Raw genomic sequence first — 14,592 nt, forward strand, 5'->3', positions numbered from 1 at the left:
CTGCAGCAGACCCCGAAGGATCCGACGTGCGCGATACTGGGATTGAACCAGTGACCCCTACCGTGTCAAGGTAGTGCTCTCCCGCTGAGCTAATCGCGCCTGGTGTGGCGGTCCTGCAGCAGACCCCGAAGGGCCCGACGTGCGCGATACTGGGATTGAACCAGTGACCCCTACCGTGTCAAGGTAGTGCTCTCCCGCTGAGCTAATCGCGCGGGGAGGTCTCCCGGTGGAACCGGGTGAACCTCTTGGAGGTGGAGACGGGATTTGAACCCGTGTACACGGCTTTGCAGGCCGTTGCCTCGCCTCTCGGCCACTCCACCAGGCAACACACGAAGAACGATCTTACACTGTTCTCCATCGAGCGGACGACGAGATTCGAACTCGCGACCCTCACCTTGGCAAGGTGATGCTCTACCAACTGAGCCACGTCCGCCTGTCTCCCGGGATCTTCACCGTTTTTCTCGGCTGCGCTCCCTGGCGACGTGTTGAACTCTAGCGGATTCCTGGGCCAGCTAAAAATCCGTTCCCGCAGCGTGCCGAGGGGATGCCCCCCGCGTGCCGTTCCGTCAGCCCTCACGGGCGGCCACGGCCGCTACCTGCGGCGCTCCCGGACGATCATCCGCACGCCACCCGACGCACACCTGCGCGACGCCCGAGGCCGCTCGTCCGCGGGCCCGTCTCCGGACCCGCACCAGGGGCCGGAGGCCACCTCCAGGCTCACGCCCCGGCTCGCGCGCCGTCGCACGGCGGCTCACCAGGGCCGGGCCCGTGCCCCCGACCTACACTTCAGGCACCGCCGCCCAGCACACCGCGCAGGAGAACCGTGTCCGGCCACCCCGACCCCAGCACCCCGCTCGCCCGCTTCGGCGGCCGCCTGGCCACCGGACTGCGCGACGTCACCTCGGACCCGGCCGCCCTCGACTCCTCCGGCTACTGGGCCGTCGCCTACGACTTCGAGGGCCGACTGACCTGCGCCCGCTTCGACGAGGTCCGCCCCGCCCCCGCCCCGCCCTCCGGCGCCGGCTGGCGCGGCCCGGACGCCGGCAGCTGGCACAGCTCCCTGGACCGCACCGCCTACACCGCGGGCGTACGCCGCATCCGCGAGCACATAGCCGCCGGCGAGGTCTACCAGGCCAACCTCTGCCGGGTGCTGTCCGCGCCGCTGCCCGACCCGGACCTCAGCGACATCGACGCCCTCACCGGCCTCCTCGCCCACGGCAACCCCGCCCCCTACGCCGGCACCATCCGACTGCCCGGGCACGGCGTCGAGATCGCCACTGCCTCACCCGAGCTCTACCTGCGCCGCACCGGCCGCACCGTCTCCTCCGGCCCGATCAAGGGCACCGGCCGCACCGAGGACGACCTCCTCGACAAGGACCACGCCGAGAACGTGATGATCGTGGACCTGGTCCGCAACGACCTCGGCCGCGTCTGCGACACCGGCAGCGTCACCGTCCCCGACCTCTGCGCCGTCGAGAAGCACCCCGGCCTGGTCCACCTGGTCTCCACCGTCGAGGGCACCCTGCGCGAGGACGTCGGCTGGCCCGGACTCCTCACCGCCACCTTCCCGCCCGGCTCCGTCACCGGCGCCCCCAAATCCAGCGCGCTGCGGATCATCGACGCCCTGGAGACCGCCCCGCGCGGCCCCTACTGCGGCGGCGTCGGCTGGGTCGACGCCGACCGCGGCGAGGGCGAACTCGCCGTCGGCATCCGCACCTTCTGGCTCGACCGGACCGACCCCGGCACGCCCGTCCTGCGCTTCGGCACCGGCGCCGGCATCACCTGGGGCTCCGACCCCGACCGCGAGTGGGCGGAAACCGAACTGAAGGCCGCCCGACTGGTCGCGATAGCGTCGGGCCGCGAACCCGACCAGACCGGGGAATGAGCCGCACCGCTCACCGCGCCCACCGCTGAGGAGCAGACCTCGATGCACAACCGCACCACGAGCTGGGTCAACGGCACCCTCGTCGACTCCGCCGACGCCGCCGTCTCGGTCCTCGACCACGGCCTCACCACCGGCGACGGCGTCTTCGAGACCATGAAGACCGTCGACGGCAAGGCCTTCGCGGTCACCCGCCACCTCGACCGGCTCACCCGCTCCGCCCGCGGCCTCGGCCTGCCCGACCCCGACCACGACCTGGTCCGCGAGGCCTGCGCCCAGGTCCTCGCCGCCAACCCCGCGCCGCTCGGCCGCCTGCGCGTGACCTACACCGGCGGGCAGGCCCCGCTCGGCTCGGAGCGCGGCACCACCGGCCCCACCCTCGTCGTCGCCCTCGGCGCCATCAACCGCCGCCCCGACGAGACCGCCGTCGCCGTCGTCCCCTGGCGCCGCAACGAGCACAGCGCCGTCGCGGGCCTCAAGACCACCTCGTACGCCGAGAACGTCGTCGCCCTGGCCGCCGCCCATCGCGCCGGCGCCTCCGAGGCCCTGTTCGCCAACACCGCCGGCCGACTCTGCGAGGGCACCGGCTCCAACGTCTTCGTGGTCATCGGCGGCCGCCTGCTCACCCCGGCCCTCGCCTCCGGCTGCCTGGCCGGCATCACCCGGCGGCTCGTCATCGACTGGTGCGGCGCCGAGGAGGCCGACCTCCCGCTCGACGCCCTCCAGGACGCCGAGGAGGTCTTCCTGACCTCCACCACCCGCGACGTCCAGGCCGTCACCCGCGTCGACGACCGCGAACTGCCCGGCATCGGCCCCGTGACCGCGAAGGCCATGGCCGTCTTCACCGAGCGCAGCGGCGACGACCTCGACCCGTGATGCCCGCCTCCGGGAGACGGAACCGGCCGCGTGGACGGCCTCGTGGATAACCTCCCGAGCAAGGGGAAGGGACCACCACATGACCACCACGCTGCGCCCCGAGGGCCCGGAGACACCCACCGCGGCCGGTGGCCGCACCAGACGCTGGCGGATCCTGTCGAACGGCCACCCGGTCGGCACACTGCGCACCACCTCCACCCCGTACGGCGGCCAACTCTGGGGTGATATATCGGAGTTGGAAGTCACCGAAGGGCGCGGCCGGGGCCGCGGCACGTTCGGCGCGCTGGCCGCGGAGGAGGTGCTGCGCCACTGGGGCTGCGTCCGGGTGGACGCCAGGATCCCCGAATCGGCGCCGATCGCCCGCGCCCTCGCCGCCACCCTCGGCTACACCGAGCGGATGCGGACCCTGAACAAGCGCCTGACCGACGCCCCCGCCCTGCCCGCCGGACTGACCGCGCGCCCGATCGACCCCGCGGCACTTCAGGCCTGGCTCGACGGGGGCGCGGAGCGCTTCGCCCACTCGCTCGTGGCCTCCGGCCTCACCGAGGAGCAGGCGCGCGCCAAGTCGGGCGGCGATCGGCGGAACCTGCTCCCGCAGGGCGCCGAGACCCCCGGCGCCGTCCTGAGCAGTCTGTACGACGCCGCCGGCGGGCCGGAGCCGTGCGGCTCGATCTGGGTGGCCCTCCACCTGCGCGACCTGCCGGACGGCGAACCGCTCGCCTGGGTGATGGTGGTGGAGGTGTTCCCGGCCCACCGGGGCCGCGGACACGGCCGCGCCCTGATGCTGCTCGCCGAGCGGGAGTGCCTCGCCGCCGGCGTGCGCAACCTCGGCCTCAACGTCTTTGCCGACAACGAGATCGCCATCCGGCTCTACGACTCGCTCGGCTACTCGGCCACCGAGCGCCTCTACGGCAAGGCGCTCTGACGTGCCGTCAGGAAGCCCTCGACGCCTCGATGACGGCCGTGATCCGCTCCCGCAGACCGTCCTGGCTCTGCCCGCCGTCCAGGCGCTCGCCGCCGATCACGTACGTCGGCGTGCCTGTGACCCCGATCGCCTTCCCCTCGGCCTGGTCGGAGTCGACGGTCAGCATGTGCCGGCCGTCGATCAGCGCGGTGTCGACCTCCTCGACGTCCACTCCGACCTCGCGGGCGACGTCCAGCAGCACCTGCTGCCCCCGCGCGTCCAGCTCCTCGACCCGGGCCAGCAGCGCCTCCACGAACGGCCAGCCGAGCCCCTGGGCGAACGCCTCCTCGGCCGCCTCCGCGGCGGCGTAGGCGTGCTTGTGCTTCTCCAACGGGAAGTGCCGCAGCTCCACGGGGAGCGCGTCGCCGTACTGCGCGCGGAGCGCCCGGACGTCGTCCAGCGCGGTACGGCAGTCCGGGCACTGCAGGTCGCACCAGAACTCAAGGCGGGGGAGGGAACCATCGATCATTCCCCCAGTGTTCCACTAGTGGGCGCCCGCTCCGGCCGGTGGTGCGCCCGAGGGCGGACCGACAGGGAGGCACCGATGACCAGGACGACCGGACGCGAAGGGGTGGCCCCGTGCTGAGCGCGGCGATCAGCTTCATCCTCACCGCGGGCGGGGTGGCCGTCGCGGGCCTGCGGGCCTACAAGCGGCGCTTCCTGTCGGCGACCCGCTGGTTCGCGGTCGCCCTGCTGCCCGCCGGGCTCTACCTGACCGGGCTGTTCCCGCTGGCGAGCACGATCGGCCGGGCGTTCGCCGACTGGGCGGCGAACCTGGTCTTCGACCCCCGGGTGTGGGCCGGCATCGTGCTGCTCGGGGTCTCCGCCGTCCTGCTGGTCACCACCCGCTGGGTGGGCCGCCGCAGCGCCGTCGAGGCCTCGCCGGAGCGCCCCGCGGCCGCCGGACCGGCGCCCGAGCGCCCGGCGGTGGCACCGGCGCCCAAGGCGGCGAAGAAGCAGGGTGGCGGCAAGCGCGACGACGGCCTCGGCGACTTCGACGACATCGAGGAGATCCTCCGCAAGCGCGGGATCTGACCGCCGCATCCGACCGCCGATCCGAGGGCGGGATCCCGAACGCGGGATCCCGCTCAGGCGGAGGGGACGGCCTCGGCCGAGCGCTGGCGAGCCCGGTACGCGGCGACGTGCAGCCGGTTGCCGCAGGTGCGGCTGTCGCAGTAGCGCCGGGAGCGGTTCCGGGAGAGGTCCACGAAGACCCGCGCGCAGTCCGGCGCCTCGCACCGGCGCAGCCGCTCCCGCTCGCCCGCCATGAGGATGAAGGCCAGCGCCATGCCCAGCTCGGCCGCCAGGTGGTCGCCGAGCGCGGCGTGCGGCGCGAAGTAGTGGATGTGCCAGTCGTGGTCGTCATGGTTGGTCAGCCGGGGCGTCGTCCCGGCGGCCGCGACGATCGCGTTGACCAGCTCGGCGGCCTCTGCGGTGGATTCCGTCCCGAACACCTCGCGCAGCCGGGTGCGCAGCTCGTGCACCCGGCGCAGGTCGCCCTCCGTCAGCGAGTCGATCTCGCTGATCTCCTGGCGGACCACGAAGGCGTCGAGCGCGGCGACGTCCGGCAGCCGCTCGGCGCCGCACACCTCGGGTGCGGTGTTGAGCAGCTCCACGAGGATGCTCAGCGCGCACTCGGTGTCATGGGTGATCAGCACGTTGGGGGCTCCTCGCGCAGGGGGACTCCGATACCCCGCGTCCACGGTTACCCCCAGACCATACCGGGCCTTGTGCCAGAAGGGCGGCGCGTCCTTTCGAATGCGTGTACGGATCCCGTCAGAGCATCCGAAACCGGGCGCCGTCCCGCCGCTGCGCCCCCGGATCGGCGTACGGAGACCGCGGCTGGGCGCGACCCCGGACAGACGTCGGCGCCCGGCACCGAGGCCGGCCACCCGTTCGGATGGCCGGCTCCGGTGCCGGGCGCCTGCGGTGCTGTGGGCCCGCTCCGGTGGGAGCGGGCCATCCGCCGGCCCCGAGACCGCGTCGTGCGCGGCTCAGTCCGCTGCCGTGCCCCCGAGTAGGACGGCTGCGATGACGGCAGGGGGTGCTGCTCCGCCGTCGGCGGGGCGTGACCGCCTCCGGTCGGGGTCAGCTTTCGGCGAGGATGTGGGACAGCTCCCGGTCGAGGTCGAAGTGGCGGTGTTCGGTGCCGGGCGGCACCGCGGCGTCCGTCCGCTTGAGGAACGACTCAAGCGCCCGGGCAGGGGCCTCCAGCAGGGCTTCTCCTTCCGGAGAGCTCAGCGCGATGCAGACCACCCCTTGCCCGTGACTGCGCGACGGCCACACCCGGACGTCGCCGGTACCGGTGGGTCGATGCAGCCCCTCCGCGAGGAGATCTCGGGCGAACACCCACTCCACGGTCTCGTCGGCGCCCGTGTGGAACGTCGCGTGCACGGCGTAGGGGTCGGCAGTGTCGTAGCGCAGGCCCGCGGGGACGGGCAGTGAGGACTCGCTGGACACGATGAGGCGCAGGTGCAGCTCGCAGCTGACCGTGGTGTTCATAAGCGCCATGGCCTTTCGCTCAGTGTGCGCTCGGGGAATCGCACGTCGGCGAACGGACCATCCCACCCCCAAGACCGATGTAAACCCCTCTGTCCCGATTCGGGCGCGAGTCGTACCCCTTACGGCGCATTGCGGAATCGTCGCGGAGCGGCCGGGCCGGGCATTACCGAGCCACTTCTTGGTTAGTTTCCTGGCATGACTGTGCGAAACGACAAGACGGGCGGGAACACGAGAACGGGTGAAGCCGTCACGCCGGATGACACGGCGGTCGGCGGCTCCCGGGCGGTCGGCTCCCGGGCTCCGGCCTTCGTGCGCCGTTCCCGCGCTCTGCACCGGGCCTGGCAGGTGGCGGTCTTCCTGGTCGGCCTCGCCGTGGTCGGGCTCGGCGTGGTGATGCTGCCGCTGCCCGGCCCCGGCTGGGTGGTGATCTTCCTGGGCATGGGGATCTGGGCCACCGAGTTCGTCTGGGCCCGGCTGGCCCTGCGCTGGACCCGCCACAAGGTCGCCGAGGCCGCCCGGCGGGCCCTGGACCCGCGGGTGCGCCGCCGCAACCTGACGGTCACCGCGATCGGGCTGGCCGCCGTCGTCGCGGTGGGGGCCTGGTACCTCGCCCGCTACGGCCTGGTCGTCCCCTGGCGGCTGGACGAGAGCTGAGCGGCCCGGGCCCGGGCCGGCGACCAGGGAGGGTGTTCGGACCACCCTCCGGGATGCGGTAATGTTTTCCCTGCACCCGGGCGATTAGCTCAGCGGGAGAGCACTTCGTTCACACCGAAGGGGTCACTGGTTCGATCCCAGTATCGCCCACCGGAATGCATTGTGATATGTGAGGCCCGGCCGATTATCGGCTGGGCCTTACATGTATTTCCGGAATCCGCCTGAAGGGCCGTCGGTAATCGGCTGAAGCACAGTCACCTTCCGCGTGGAGCGCGAGTTCTGTGGATGTGTCGGCGGTACCCCGGAACGGGCGAGTTGTACGACACCCCCCGAATGGTGCTACAGTTCTTCTCGTTGCCCGGGCGATTAGCTCAGCGGGAGAGCACTTCGTTCACACCGAAGGGGTCACTGGTTCGATCCCAGTATCGCCCACCGGACAGCACGCAGGCCCTGACCAGGAAACCGGTCAGGGCCTGCGGCGCGTTCCGGGCCCGAGCTTCCGGGGCCGCCCGCTACGCCGCCGCCTCGCAGCCGTGCTCCGGTTCCAACCGGCGCCCGCAGCCGCACCGGGCCGGCCGCAGCGGCCACGAGAGGTCCACCCGCTCCGCCACCCCCGAGCGGTCGAACCAGCTCTGCAGCCCGCGTGCCTGCGCCGCGTGCCAGACCCCCTGTCGCAGGTGCAGCTCAGCCGCCGTCAGCCCGCCGAGCGCCGCCGGGTAGCGGGCGCCTATTCGCCGGGTCAGCGCCAGCGCCGCCGTCGCGTCCGCCCCCGCGTCGTGCGCCCCGGCCAGCTCCACGCCGTAGTGGGCACACAGGTCGGTCAGGGTCCGGCGGCCCTTGCGGTAGCGGTCCACGTGCTTGTCCAGCACCCGCGGATCCAGCACCTGCAGCCCGGCCGCCGCCAGACCGCCGACCAGCGTCAGCCCGTGATGGCGGCGCAACTCCCGGTCCAGCAGCGTCAGGTCGTAGGGCGCGTTCATCACCACCACCGGGTGCCCGGCCCGGGCCTCGGCCGCCAGCGCGCGGGTGACCTCCGCCACCACCGAGCGGGCCGGCCGGCCGTGCAACCGGACGTGCTCGTCGGTGATGCCGTGCACCGCGCGGGCGCCGTCCGGGATCGGAACGCCCGGATCGGCGAGCCAGGTGGTGGTCCGCACCGGTGTGCCCGGGGCGAGTTGGACGACCAGGGCGGCGGAGACGATCCGATCGTGCTCCACGTCCACGCCGGTGGTCTCGGTGTCGAAGGAGGCGAGTGGGCCGGTGTACCAGTGCTGCTGCATGACTGCCCCTCAGGCAAGCGTTCCGCGCCCGGTTGATACCCGGGACTGACGGCCCTTCAACCCGTTTGGCCCAGGCCGGACCGGGGATCCTGCCCATGACCGTCCCGTTCGAATCGACTGTCCCGTTCGAATCCGGACGGGCCCGGAGCCGGGGGAGGCCACGGGCGATGGCACTGACACAGCCGCAGCCCGAAGAAGCGGCGGCCGTCCTGCGCGGGAACCTCGCGGTCACCGCCTGCATGGAGACGCTGCAGGTCGGCTATCTGCACGCGGTCGCCGCCGCGGCCGGCTGCTCGCTCTCCCAGCCGTTCCCGGACAACGGCATCGACTGGCAGGTCAACCACGGGTCCCGGGCGCACGAGGTGGACGACGAGGTCACCATCAAGATCCAGCTCAAGGCCACCCAGCAGATCGCGCCCGACCCGGCCGGGCGGTTCTTCAGCTTCACGCTGGACAACGACCACCTGCGCAAACTCGCCCGGGCCCGGGTCGCCGTGCCCCGGATCCTGGTCGTGATGCTGCTGCCGAGCCGGGTCGACCACTGGCTGCGGGCCCGCCCGGACGCCCTGGAGCTGCGGCACTGCTGCTACTGGGTCAACCTGGCCGGCCACCCGGTCACCGGACAGCGGCGCACCAACGTCCGGGTGCCCACCGACAAGGTCTTCGACGACCGCGCGCTCTGCGACATCATGGCCCGGGTCGGCGCGGGTGGCAGCCCGTGACCGCCCGGCCCCGGCAGCGAGGAGCCGACCCCATGACACCGCCGTACGGACCGGGTGAGCCGGCCCAGGCCCTGCCCGACCCGGCCACCGTCGACCCCGCGGTGCTGGCCACCCTGCTCGCCCGGCACGGCTGGGTCCGCCGCGGCGGACCGGCCGCCCGCTACGGCCGCTGGACCCCGCCCGACGACGAACCCGGCACCAGCCTCCTCGTCCCCACCGGAGACGGCTTCGACGACGCCGTCGAACTCCTCGCCGACGCCGTCACCGCGCTCTCCCGGTCCCGCACCCCCTCGGCCCGATCGATCCTGCTCGCCCTCGCCGTCCCCGGCGACGAACTGCGCTGGCGCCGCGAACCGCCCGGCTCCGCCGAGGCCACCCCCTGGGACGACGCCGAGCGGCTCCGGCAGGCGGCACGCGGGATGCTCGCCGCCGGAGCCAAGGCCGCCCGGACCAGGGCCGCCTACTTCGGAGCCCGGCTGGACGGCCCCGCCGGGGACTTCCTGGACCGCGTCCTGGTGGTCGAACAAGGCACCGCCCTCACCGCCCACACCCCCGCCCCCGAAGGCCGCGCCGCCGTCACCACCCTCGTCCGCGCCCTGGAGGCGCTGCGCGACGCGGTCGACTACCGCCGGGTCAGCGGCGGGCCCGAGGCCTTCGAGAACGCCGTCCAGGCCGGGGTCAGCCGGGAACTCGTCCAATCCGTCGAGGAACTCGTACGCGGCGCGACCGCGGCCCGGCTCACCGTCGCCTGGTCGCCCGCCGCCGGCACCCCGGGCGGCTTCGGGGACCGCCGGGTCGTCCTCGACTTCTCACCCGGCGACCTGCCCGCCCTGGCCGAGGCCGCCGAACTGCTGGAACGGATCGAGCCCGCCGTCGCCGTCACCGTGGTCGGCGTGGTCACCCGGCTCAAGCGCGCCGACCCGGCCGGCCCGGGCTCGGTACGGCTGCGCGTCCTCGGCGGCGCCGAGGTCCGCGAACTCAAGCTCCGACTGCCCGACCCCGACTACCGGCTCGCCGCCGAGGCCCACCTCGCCGGGCTGCCGGTCCGGATCTCCGGCCGGCTCGAGCGGCACGGCGGCTTCCGCCGGCTGACCCGCCCGCACGGACTGGAACTGTGCGGCTGGGAGGAAGAGGACCGCGAGCGGCTGCTGAAGTCGCTCGGAGAGGGGACGGAGGAAGGGGGAGAAGGGACGTAGGTGGACGGCGGGGGCGGCGCTCTCGGTACCATCGTCACGCGCAGCGCAGTGTTGCGTCCTCTGAAATCCAGCACGTCAGGAGAGACCGGTGACGGACGTCCGGGTAATCATCAACCGCGAACCCGATCGGGAAGAGCGCGTGGTGACCACGGGCACTACGGCCGCCGAGCTCTTCGCCGACGACCGCTCGATCATCGCCGCCCGCGTCGGCGGCCAGCTCAAGGACCTCGCCTACGTCCTCCAGGACGGCGACGAGGCCGAGCCGGTCGCGATCGGCAGCAAGGACGGCCTCGACATCCTGCGCCACTCCACCGCGCACGTCATGGCCCAGGCCGTGCAGCAGCTCTACCCCGAGGCCAAGCTCGGCATCGGCCCGCCGGTCAAGGACGGCTTCTACTACGACTTCGACGTCGAGAAGCCCTTCCACCCCGATGACCTCAAGGCCATCGAGAAGCGCATGCAGGAGATCATCAAGCGCGGGCAGAAGTTCTCCCGCCGCGTGGTCACCGACGAGTCCGCCCGCGAGGAGCTGGCCGCCGAGCCGTACAAGCTCGAGCTGATCGGCCTCAAGGGCTCCGCCGCCACCGCCGGCGAGGGCGCCGACGTCGAGGTCGGCGCCGGCGAACTCACCATCTACGACAACCTGGACGCCAAGAGCGGCGAGCAGTGCTGGGGCGACCTCTGCCGCGGCCCGCACCTGCCCAGCACCCGGCACATCCCGGCGTTCAAGCTGATGCGCAACGCGGCCGCCTACTGGCGCGGCAGCGAGCGCAACCCGATGCTCCAGCGCATCTACGGCACCGCCTGGCCGACCAAGGACGAGCTCAAGGCCCACCTGGACTTCCTCGTCGAGGCCGAGAAGCGCGACCACCGCAAGCTCGGCAACGAGCTCGACCTCTTCTCCATCCCCGAGGAGATCGGCTCCGGCCTCGCCGTCTTCCACCCCAAGGGCGGCATCATCCGCCGCGCGATGGAGGACTACTCGCGCAAGCGGCACGAGGAAGAGGGCTACGAGTTCGTCTACACCCCGCACGCCACCAAGGGGAAGCTCTTCGAGAAGAGCGGCCACCTCGACTGGTACGCGGACGGTATGTACCCGCCCATGCAGCTCGACGAGGGCGTGGACTACTACCTCAAGCCGATGAACTGCCCGATGCACAACCTGATCTTCGACGCGCGCGGCCGCTCGTACCGTGAACTGCCGCTGCGCCTCTTCGAGTTCGGGACGGTGTACCGGTACGAGAAGTCGGGTGTGGTGCACGGTCTGACCCGTGCCCGCGGCTTCACGCAGGACGACGCCCACATCTACTGCACCCGCGAGCAGATGGCGGAGGAGCTCGACTCCACGCTGACCTTCGTGCTCAACCTCCTCCGTGACTACGGTCTGACCGACTTCTACCTGGAGCTGTCGACCAAGGACCCGGTCAAGTACGTCGGTTCGGACGAGACCTGGGAGGAGGCCACCCGCGTCCTGGCGGCCGTGGCCGAGAAGCAGGGCCTGCCGCTGGTGCCGGACCCGGGTGGCGCGGCCTTCTACGGCCCGAAGATCTCGGTGCAGGCCAAGGACGCCATCGGTCGTACCTGGCAGATGTCGACCATCCAGCTGGACTTCAACCTGCCCGAGCGCTTCGACCTCGAGTACACCGCGGCGGACGGCTCGCGTCAGCGGCCGGTCATGATCCACCGCGCGCTGTTCGGCTCGATCGAGCGGTTCTTCGCGGTGTTGCTGGAGCACTACGCCGGCGCCATGCCGCCGTGGCTGGCCCCGGTCACCGTGACCGGCATCCCGATCACCGACGAGCACGTGCCGTACCTGCTGGAGGTCGCGGCCGAGCTCAAGAAGCACGGGATCCGGGTCGAGGTGGACACCTCGGACGACCGCATGCAGAAGAAGATCAGGAACGCCCAGAAGACCAAGGTGCCGTTCATGCTGATCGCCGGCAACGACGACGTCGAGGCGGGCGCGGTGTCGTTCCGCTACCGCAACGGCGAGCAGAAGAACGGCGTGCCGGTGGCGGACGCCGTCGCCGAGATCGTGGACGCGGTGAAGAACCGCATCCAGGTGTGATCCGGTAGCAGTACCGTCACGCGCGGGGCAGGCTCTGAAACGAGTCTGCCCCGCGCGGCTTTGCAAGCACCGTCGGGCGAATATGCTGATCAGCATGACGACTGAGCCGGAACTGCAGCGGGGCGTCGGGGAGCCGGACGGCTTCCGCCGCCTGTGGACCCCCCATCGGATGGCGTACATCCAGGGTGAGAACAAGCCCACCGGCCCGGCTCCGGACGACGGTTGTCCGTTCTGCTCGATCCCGTCGCTGAACGACGAGGACGGGCTGGTCGTCGCCCGGGGGAACGCCGTGTTCGCGGTGCTGAACCTGTACCCGTACAACGGCGGGCACCTGATGGTGGTCCCGTACCGGCACGTGGCCGACTACACGGACCTGGACGAGGCGGAGACGGCCGAGCTGGCGGACTTCACCAAGAAGGCGATGACCGCGCTGCGGGCGGCCTCCGGGGCGCACGGGTTCAACATCGGGATGAACCAGGGTGCGGCGGCCGGTGCCGGGATCGCGGCGCACCTGCACCAGCACGTGGTGCCGCGCTGGGGCGGGGACACGAACTTCATGCCGGTGGTCGGCCACACCAAGGTGCTGCCGCAGTTGCTGGCGGACACCCGCAAGATGCTGGCCGAGGTCTGGCCGCAGGGCTGACCCGGAGCGGACGCGAGAAGGGGCCCGACACCGAGGCGATCGGTGGCGGGCCCCTTCGTCGTGCGCGGCCGGCTCAGCCGGCGTTGAACGTGTCGACGTCGTACGGCCGGGGGCTCTGCGCCTCGGACTTGATGATCGAGGTGCGGTTCTTGAAGAACCGGTCGGCGTCGAGGTCGTGCTCCCGCAGGAACTCCAGGGTGGCGCTGTGGACCGCGTTGAGCACCGGGACGGAGGCGTTCATCGCGTTGTCGACCATGGAGCGGTTGTCCCAGGCGCGGCCGACCCAGACGTGCCGCAGGCCGAAGGGTTCGGGCAGGCCGAGTCCGCCGCCGAGCCAGCCGAGCAGGCCGGGCATCCGGTAGAAGGGGGCGCGGACGGCCTGGCGGACGACCTCGTCGTTGTCGATCAGGGGGAGCTTGACGGTGCGCTCCTCCCAGAACTTCACGGTCTTGGCGACCGTCTTCTCCTTGTCCTTGGGCTTGTCGAAGAAGACGCCCTTGACGGGGCCGAGCGCGTAGCCGGCCACCGCGATGGTCAGGACGTCGGCGAGCAGGGTCACCGTGATGGTGAAGGTGAGGACCAGCTTGCCGTCGTGGGTGATGAACTGGGTGGCGAGGTAGTGCCGGGGGCCGCCGGAGAAGGTCTGCTTGTCGGCGATGGTCTGCACGGCGAAGTCGCGCATCCGGTCGCCGTCCATGTCGGCGTTGCCGGGGCGGCTGATCTCGTCGGCGCCCTCGCCGATGTCGAAGACCACCCACTGCTTGATGGTGACGTTGGGCATGCCGCTGTTGGCGACGTGGCTGATGCCGAGGCCCTTGAGGTGGGAGGAGATCCGGCGGACCAGGTCCCAGGGGTGGAAGGCGCGGAAGTCGACGTGGCCCTCGGCGGGGTGGAGGGTGTCGGCGAGGCGCCACTCGCCCCAGCGTCGGCCGGCGCCGAGGATGCCCTTGGGGCCGGCGTAGTGGTGGACGTTGGTCTCCTGCTCGGCGTCCAGGCGGCCGAGCTTGTCGCGCAGGTCGGTGGCCTTCTTGTCGAGGTCGTCGCGGGGGACGGCCTTGGCGACGGTGGCGGCGACGGCGGAGCCCTCGACCAGGGACTGCCAGCGGCCGCGCAGGTCCTTGGCGAAGCGCTCGACGATCTGGCGGGCGAGGTACCAACCGAGAACCGGGGCCAGCATCGTGACGCGCAGGTAGATGCCGAGGAGGCCGGCGGCCTGCGGGCGCAGCACGAGGAAGACGGCGAGGGCGGCGGCCAGGGCGAGGGTGATGCCGCCGTAGGCGGCGGCGTTCTTCGGGTTGTCCCGTTTGAGCCAGGCGCGCACCTGGAAGGCGGCGAGCCAGAGCAGGGTGCCGGGGAGGAAGAGTCCGCCGGTGATCAGGGTGACGGTGGTGAGCTGCCGGTCACGGGTGGTGCGCAGTTCCTCGGCGGCCAGGCAGTGTTCGACGACCTGGCGGGTGTCGACACCGAAGGACGGGACGATGGGTTTGCGGTCGCCGCCGAGGGCGCGGGAGACCAGCGCCTTGCTGAAGGCCTCGCCGACGTTGGGGCGGAAGAGGGCGAAGCGGCCCTTCTTCTCCTTGGCGTCGGTGACGGCCGCGACGAAGCCGCCGATCTCGCCGTCGCGGTAGGCGGCCGAGGAGAGCGCCTGGGTGACGGCGGTCTGCGGGCCGGCGTCGGTCCGGGGTATCTGCGCACCCGGGGTCATGTCGAGTGTGGTCACGGTGGCGTCCCCTCCTCCCCTTGTCAGCGGCAGGTTACCGTGCCGTGGCACCCCGGCGCGGATGATCGTCTGAAGTACCGTCACG

Annotated in this window: 14 protein-coding genes and 6 tRNA genes; 11 read left to right on the forward strand and 9 right to left on the reverse strand. The window is 71.9% G+C overall.

Annotated elements, in window-relative coordinates; genetic code table 11:
- Positions 1-27 precede the first annotated feature (27 nt).
- From ACZ52J_RS09000 to ACZ52J_RS09015, 4 genes are all read right to left on the reverse strand, one after another.
- Positions 28-99 (reverse strand) — tRNA-Val (locus ACZ52J_RS09000).
- 41 nt (positions 100-140) lie between these two features.
- Positions 141-212 (reverse strand) — tRNA-Val (locus ACZ52J_RS09005).
- A gap of 34 nt (positions 213-246) precedes the next feature.
- Positions 247-320, reverse strand: a tRNA-Cys gene (locus tag ACZ52J_RS09010).
- 40 nt (positions 321-360) lie between these two features.
- Positions 361-433 (reverse strand) — tRNA-Gly (locus ACZ52J_RS09015).
- Between the two features lie 390 nt (positions 434-823).
- Here ACZ52J_RS09015 and ACZ52J_RS09020 point away from each other — a divergent pair.
- The 3 genes from ACZ52J_RS09020 to ACZ52J_RS09030 all read left to right on the forward strand — a co-directional run bounded on the left by ACZ52J_RS09020 (position 824) and on the right by ACZ52J_RS09030 (position 3,683).
- Positions 824-1,885, forward strand: a complete 1,062-nt coding sequence (locus ACZ52J_RS09020; RefSeq protein WP_465617018.1) for a chorismate-binding protein — start codon at positions 824-826, stop codon at positions 1,883-1,885.
- Positions 1,886-1,927: 42 nt separating this feature from the next.
- Positions 1,928-2,758 carry an aminotransferase class IV gene (locus tag ACZ52J_RS09025; RefSeq protein WP_360498427.1) on the forward strand — a complete coding sequence of 277 codons (831 nt, stop codon included), beginning with the start codon at positions 1,928-1,930 and terminating at the stop codon, positions 2,756-2,758.
- 79 nt (positions 2,759-2,837) lie between these two features.
- On the forward strand, positions 2,838-3,683 hold the full coding sequence (locus ACZ52J_RS09030) for a GNAT family N-acetyltransferase (protein WP_465617021.1): 846 nt from the start codon (positions 2,838-2,840) through the stop codon (positions 3,681-3,683).
- A gap of 7 nt (positions 3,684-3,690) precedes the next feature.
- Here the strand turns inward: ACZ52J_RS09030 and ACZ52J_RS09035 are convergent, their stop codons facing one another.
- Positions 3,691-4,191, reverse strand: a complete 501-nt coding sequence (locus tag ACZ52J_RS09035; RefSeq protein WP_360498431.1) for a DsbA family protein — start codon at positions 4,189-4,191, stop codon at positions 3,691-3,693.
- A gap of 110 nt (positions 4,192-4,301) precedes the next feature.
- Between ACZ52J_RS09035 and ACZ52J_RS09040 the strand changes: the two genes are divergently transcribed.
- Positions 4,302-4,757, forward strand: coding sequence for a hypothetical protein (locus ACZ52J_RS09040; RefSeq protein ID WP_465617023.1), 456 nt, complete (start codon positions 4,302-4,304; stop codon positions 4,755-4,757).
- A gap of 53 nt (positions 4,758-4,810) precedes the next feature.
- Here ACZ52J_RS09040 and ACZ52J_RS09045 read toward each other — a convergent pair whose 3' ends face one another.
- The gene (locus ACZ52J_RS09045) at positions 4,811-5,380 is read right to left on the reverse strand and encodes a CGNR zinc finger domain-containing protein (protein ID WP_465617024.1); all 570 of its coding nucleotides are present in this window, start codon (positions 5,378-5,380) and stop codon (positions 4,811-4,813) included.
- A 430-nt stretch (positions 5,381-5,810) separates the two neighbouring features.
- Positions 5,811-6,224, reverse strand: coding sequence for an SsgA family sporulation/cell division regulator (locus tag ACZ52J_RS09050; protein ID WP_030056266.1), 414 nt, complete (start codon positions 6,222-6,224; stop codon positions 5,811-5,813).
- 195 nt (positions 6,225-6,419) lie between these two features.
- Between ACZ52J_RS09050 and ACZ52J_RS09055 the strand changes: the two genes are divergently transcribed.
- From ACZ52J_RS09055 to ACZ52J_RS09065, 3 genes are all read left to right on the forward strand, one after another.
- Positions 6,420-6,878: a TIGR02611 family protein gene (locus tag ACZ52J_RS09055; RefSeq protein ID WP_465617026.1), complete on the forward strand. Its 459-nt coding sequence runs from the start codon at positions 6,420-6,422 to the stop codon at positions 6,876-6,878.
- A gap of 78 nt (positions 6,879-6,956) precedes the next feature.
- Positions 6,957-7,028: transfer RNA gene (locus tag ACZ52J_RS09060), tRNA-Val, on the forward strand.
- Between the two features lie 210 nt (positions 7,029-7,238).
- Positions 7,239-7,310 (forward strand) — tRNA-Val (locus tag ACZ52J_RS09065).
- 80 nt (positions 7,311-7,390) lie between these two features.
- Here the strand turns inward: ACZ52J_RS09065 and ACZ52J_RS09070 are convergent.
- Complete coding sequence (locus ACZ52J_RS09070; RefSeq protein ID WP_465617028.1) at positions 7,391-8,158, reverse strand: exonuclease domain-containing protein; 768 nt, start codon at positions 8,156-8,158, stop codon at positions 7,391-7,393.
- Between the two features lie 167 nt (positions 8,159-8,325).
- Between ACZ52J_RS09070 and ACZ52J_RS09075 the strand changes: the two genes are divergently transcribed.
- The 4 genes from ACZ52J_RS09075 (at position 8,326) to ACZ52J_RS09090 (ending at position 12,787) form a co-directional block, all read left to right on the forward strand.
- Entirely contained in the window at positions 8,326-8,880 is a 555-nt protein-coding gene (locus tag ACZ52J_RS09075) for a DUF4365 domain-containing protein (protein WP_465617030.1), read from the forward strand.
- A 32-nt stretch (positions 8,881-8,912) separates the two neighbouring features.
- A complete protein-coding gene (locus tag ACZ52J_RS09080; RefSeq protein ID WP_465617032.1) occupies positions 8,913-10,076 on the forward strand; it encodes a hypothetical protein in 1,164 nt (387 codons plus the stop codon).
- Positions 10,077-10,164: 88 nt separating this feature from the next.
- A complete protein-coding gene (gene thrS, locus ACZ52J_RS09085) occupies positions 10,165-12,144 on the forward strand; it encodes a threonine--tRNA ligase (RefSeq protein ID WP_360498445.1) in 1,980 nt (659 codons plus the stop codon).
- Positions 12,145-12,226: 82 nt separating this feature from the next.
- Positions 12,227-12,787 (forward strand): HIT family protein, encoded by a 561-nt coding sequence (locus ACZ52J_RS09090; protein ID WP_465617036.1) that lies wholly within the window; start codon positions 12,227-12,229, stop codon positions 12,785-12,787.
- 73 nt (positions 12,788-12,860) lie between these two features.
- On the opposite strand, the gene ACZ52J_RS09095 is transcribed toward ACZ52J_RS09090, so the two are convergent.
- On the reverse strand, positions 12,861-14,507 hold the full coding sequence (locus tag ACZ52J_RS09095; RefSeq protein ID WP_465617038.1) for a hypothetical protein: 1,647 nt from the start codon (positions 14,505-14,507) through the stop codon (positions 12,861-12,863).
- Positions 14,508-14,592 lie beyond the last annotated feature (85 nt).

The organism is Kitasatospora sp. NPDC034035 (assembly GCF_055575755.1).

Excerpts from the sequence above, each read along its gene's own strand:
- ACZ52J_RS09025 (WP_360498427.1), top strand. The coding sequence starts at position 1,928 with ATGCACAACCGCACCACGAGCTGGGTCAACGGCACCCTCGTCGACTCC.
- ACZ52J_RS09030 (WP_465617021.1), top strand. The coding sequence starts at position 2,838 with ATGACCACCACGCTGCGCCCCGAGGGCCCGGAGACACCCACCGCGGCC.
- ACZ52J_RS09035 (WP_360498431.1), bottom strand. The coding sequence starts at position 4,191 with ATGATCGATGGTTCCCTCCCCCGCCTTGAGTTCTGGTGCGACCTGCAG.
- ACZ52J_RS09050 (WP_030056266.1), bottom strand. The coding sequence starts at position 6,224 with ATGAACACCACGGTCAGCTGCGAGCTGCACCTGCGCCTCATCGTGTCC.
- ACZ52J_RS09055 (WP_465617026.1), top strand. The coding sequence starts at position 6,420 with ATGACTGTGCGAAACGACAAGACGGGCGGGAACACGAGAACGGGTGAA.
- ACZ52J_RS09070 (WP_465617028.1), bottom strand. The coding sequence starts at position 8,158 with ATGCAGCAGCACTGGTACACCGGCCCACTCGCCTCCTTCGACACCGAG.
- ACZ52J_RS09075 (WP_465617030.1), top strand. The coding sequence starts at position 8,326 with ATGGCACTGACACAGCCGCAGCCCGAAGAAGCGGCGGCCGTCCTGCGC.
- ACZ52J_RS09080 (WP_465617032.1), top strand. The coding sequence starts at position 8,913 with ATGACACCGCCGTACGGACCGGGTGAGCCGGCCCAGGCCCTGCCCGAC.
- ACZ52J_RS09090 (WP_465617036.1), top strand. The coding sequence starts at position 12,227 with ATGCTGATCAGCATGACGACTGAGCCGGAACTGCAGCGGGGCGTCGGG.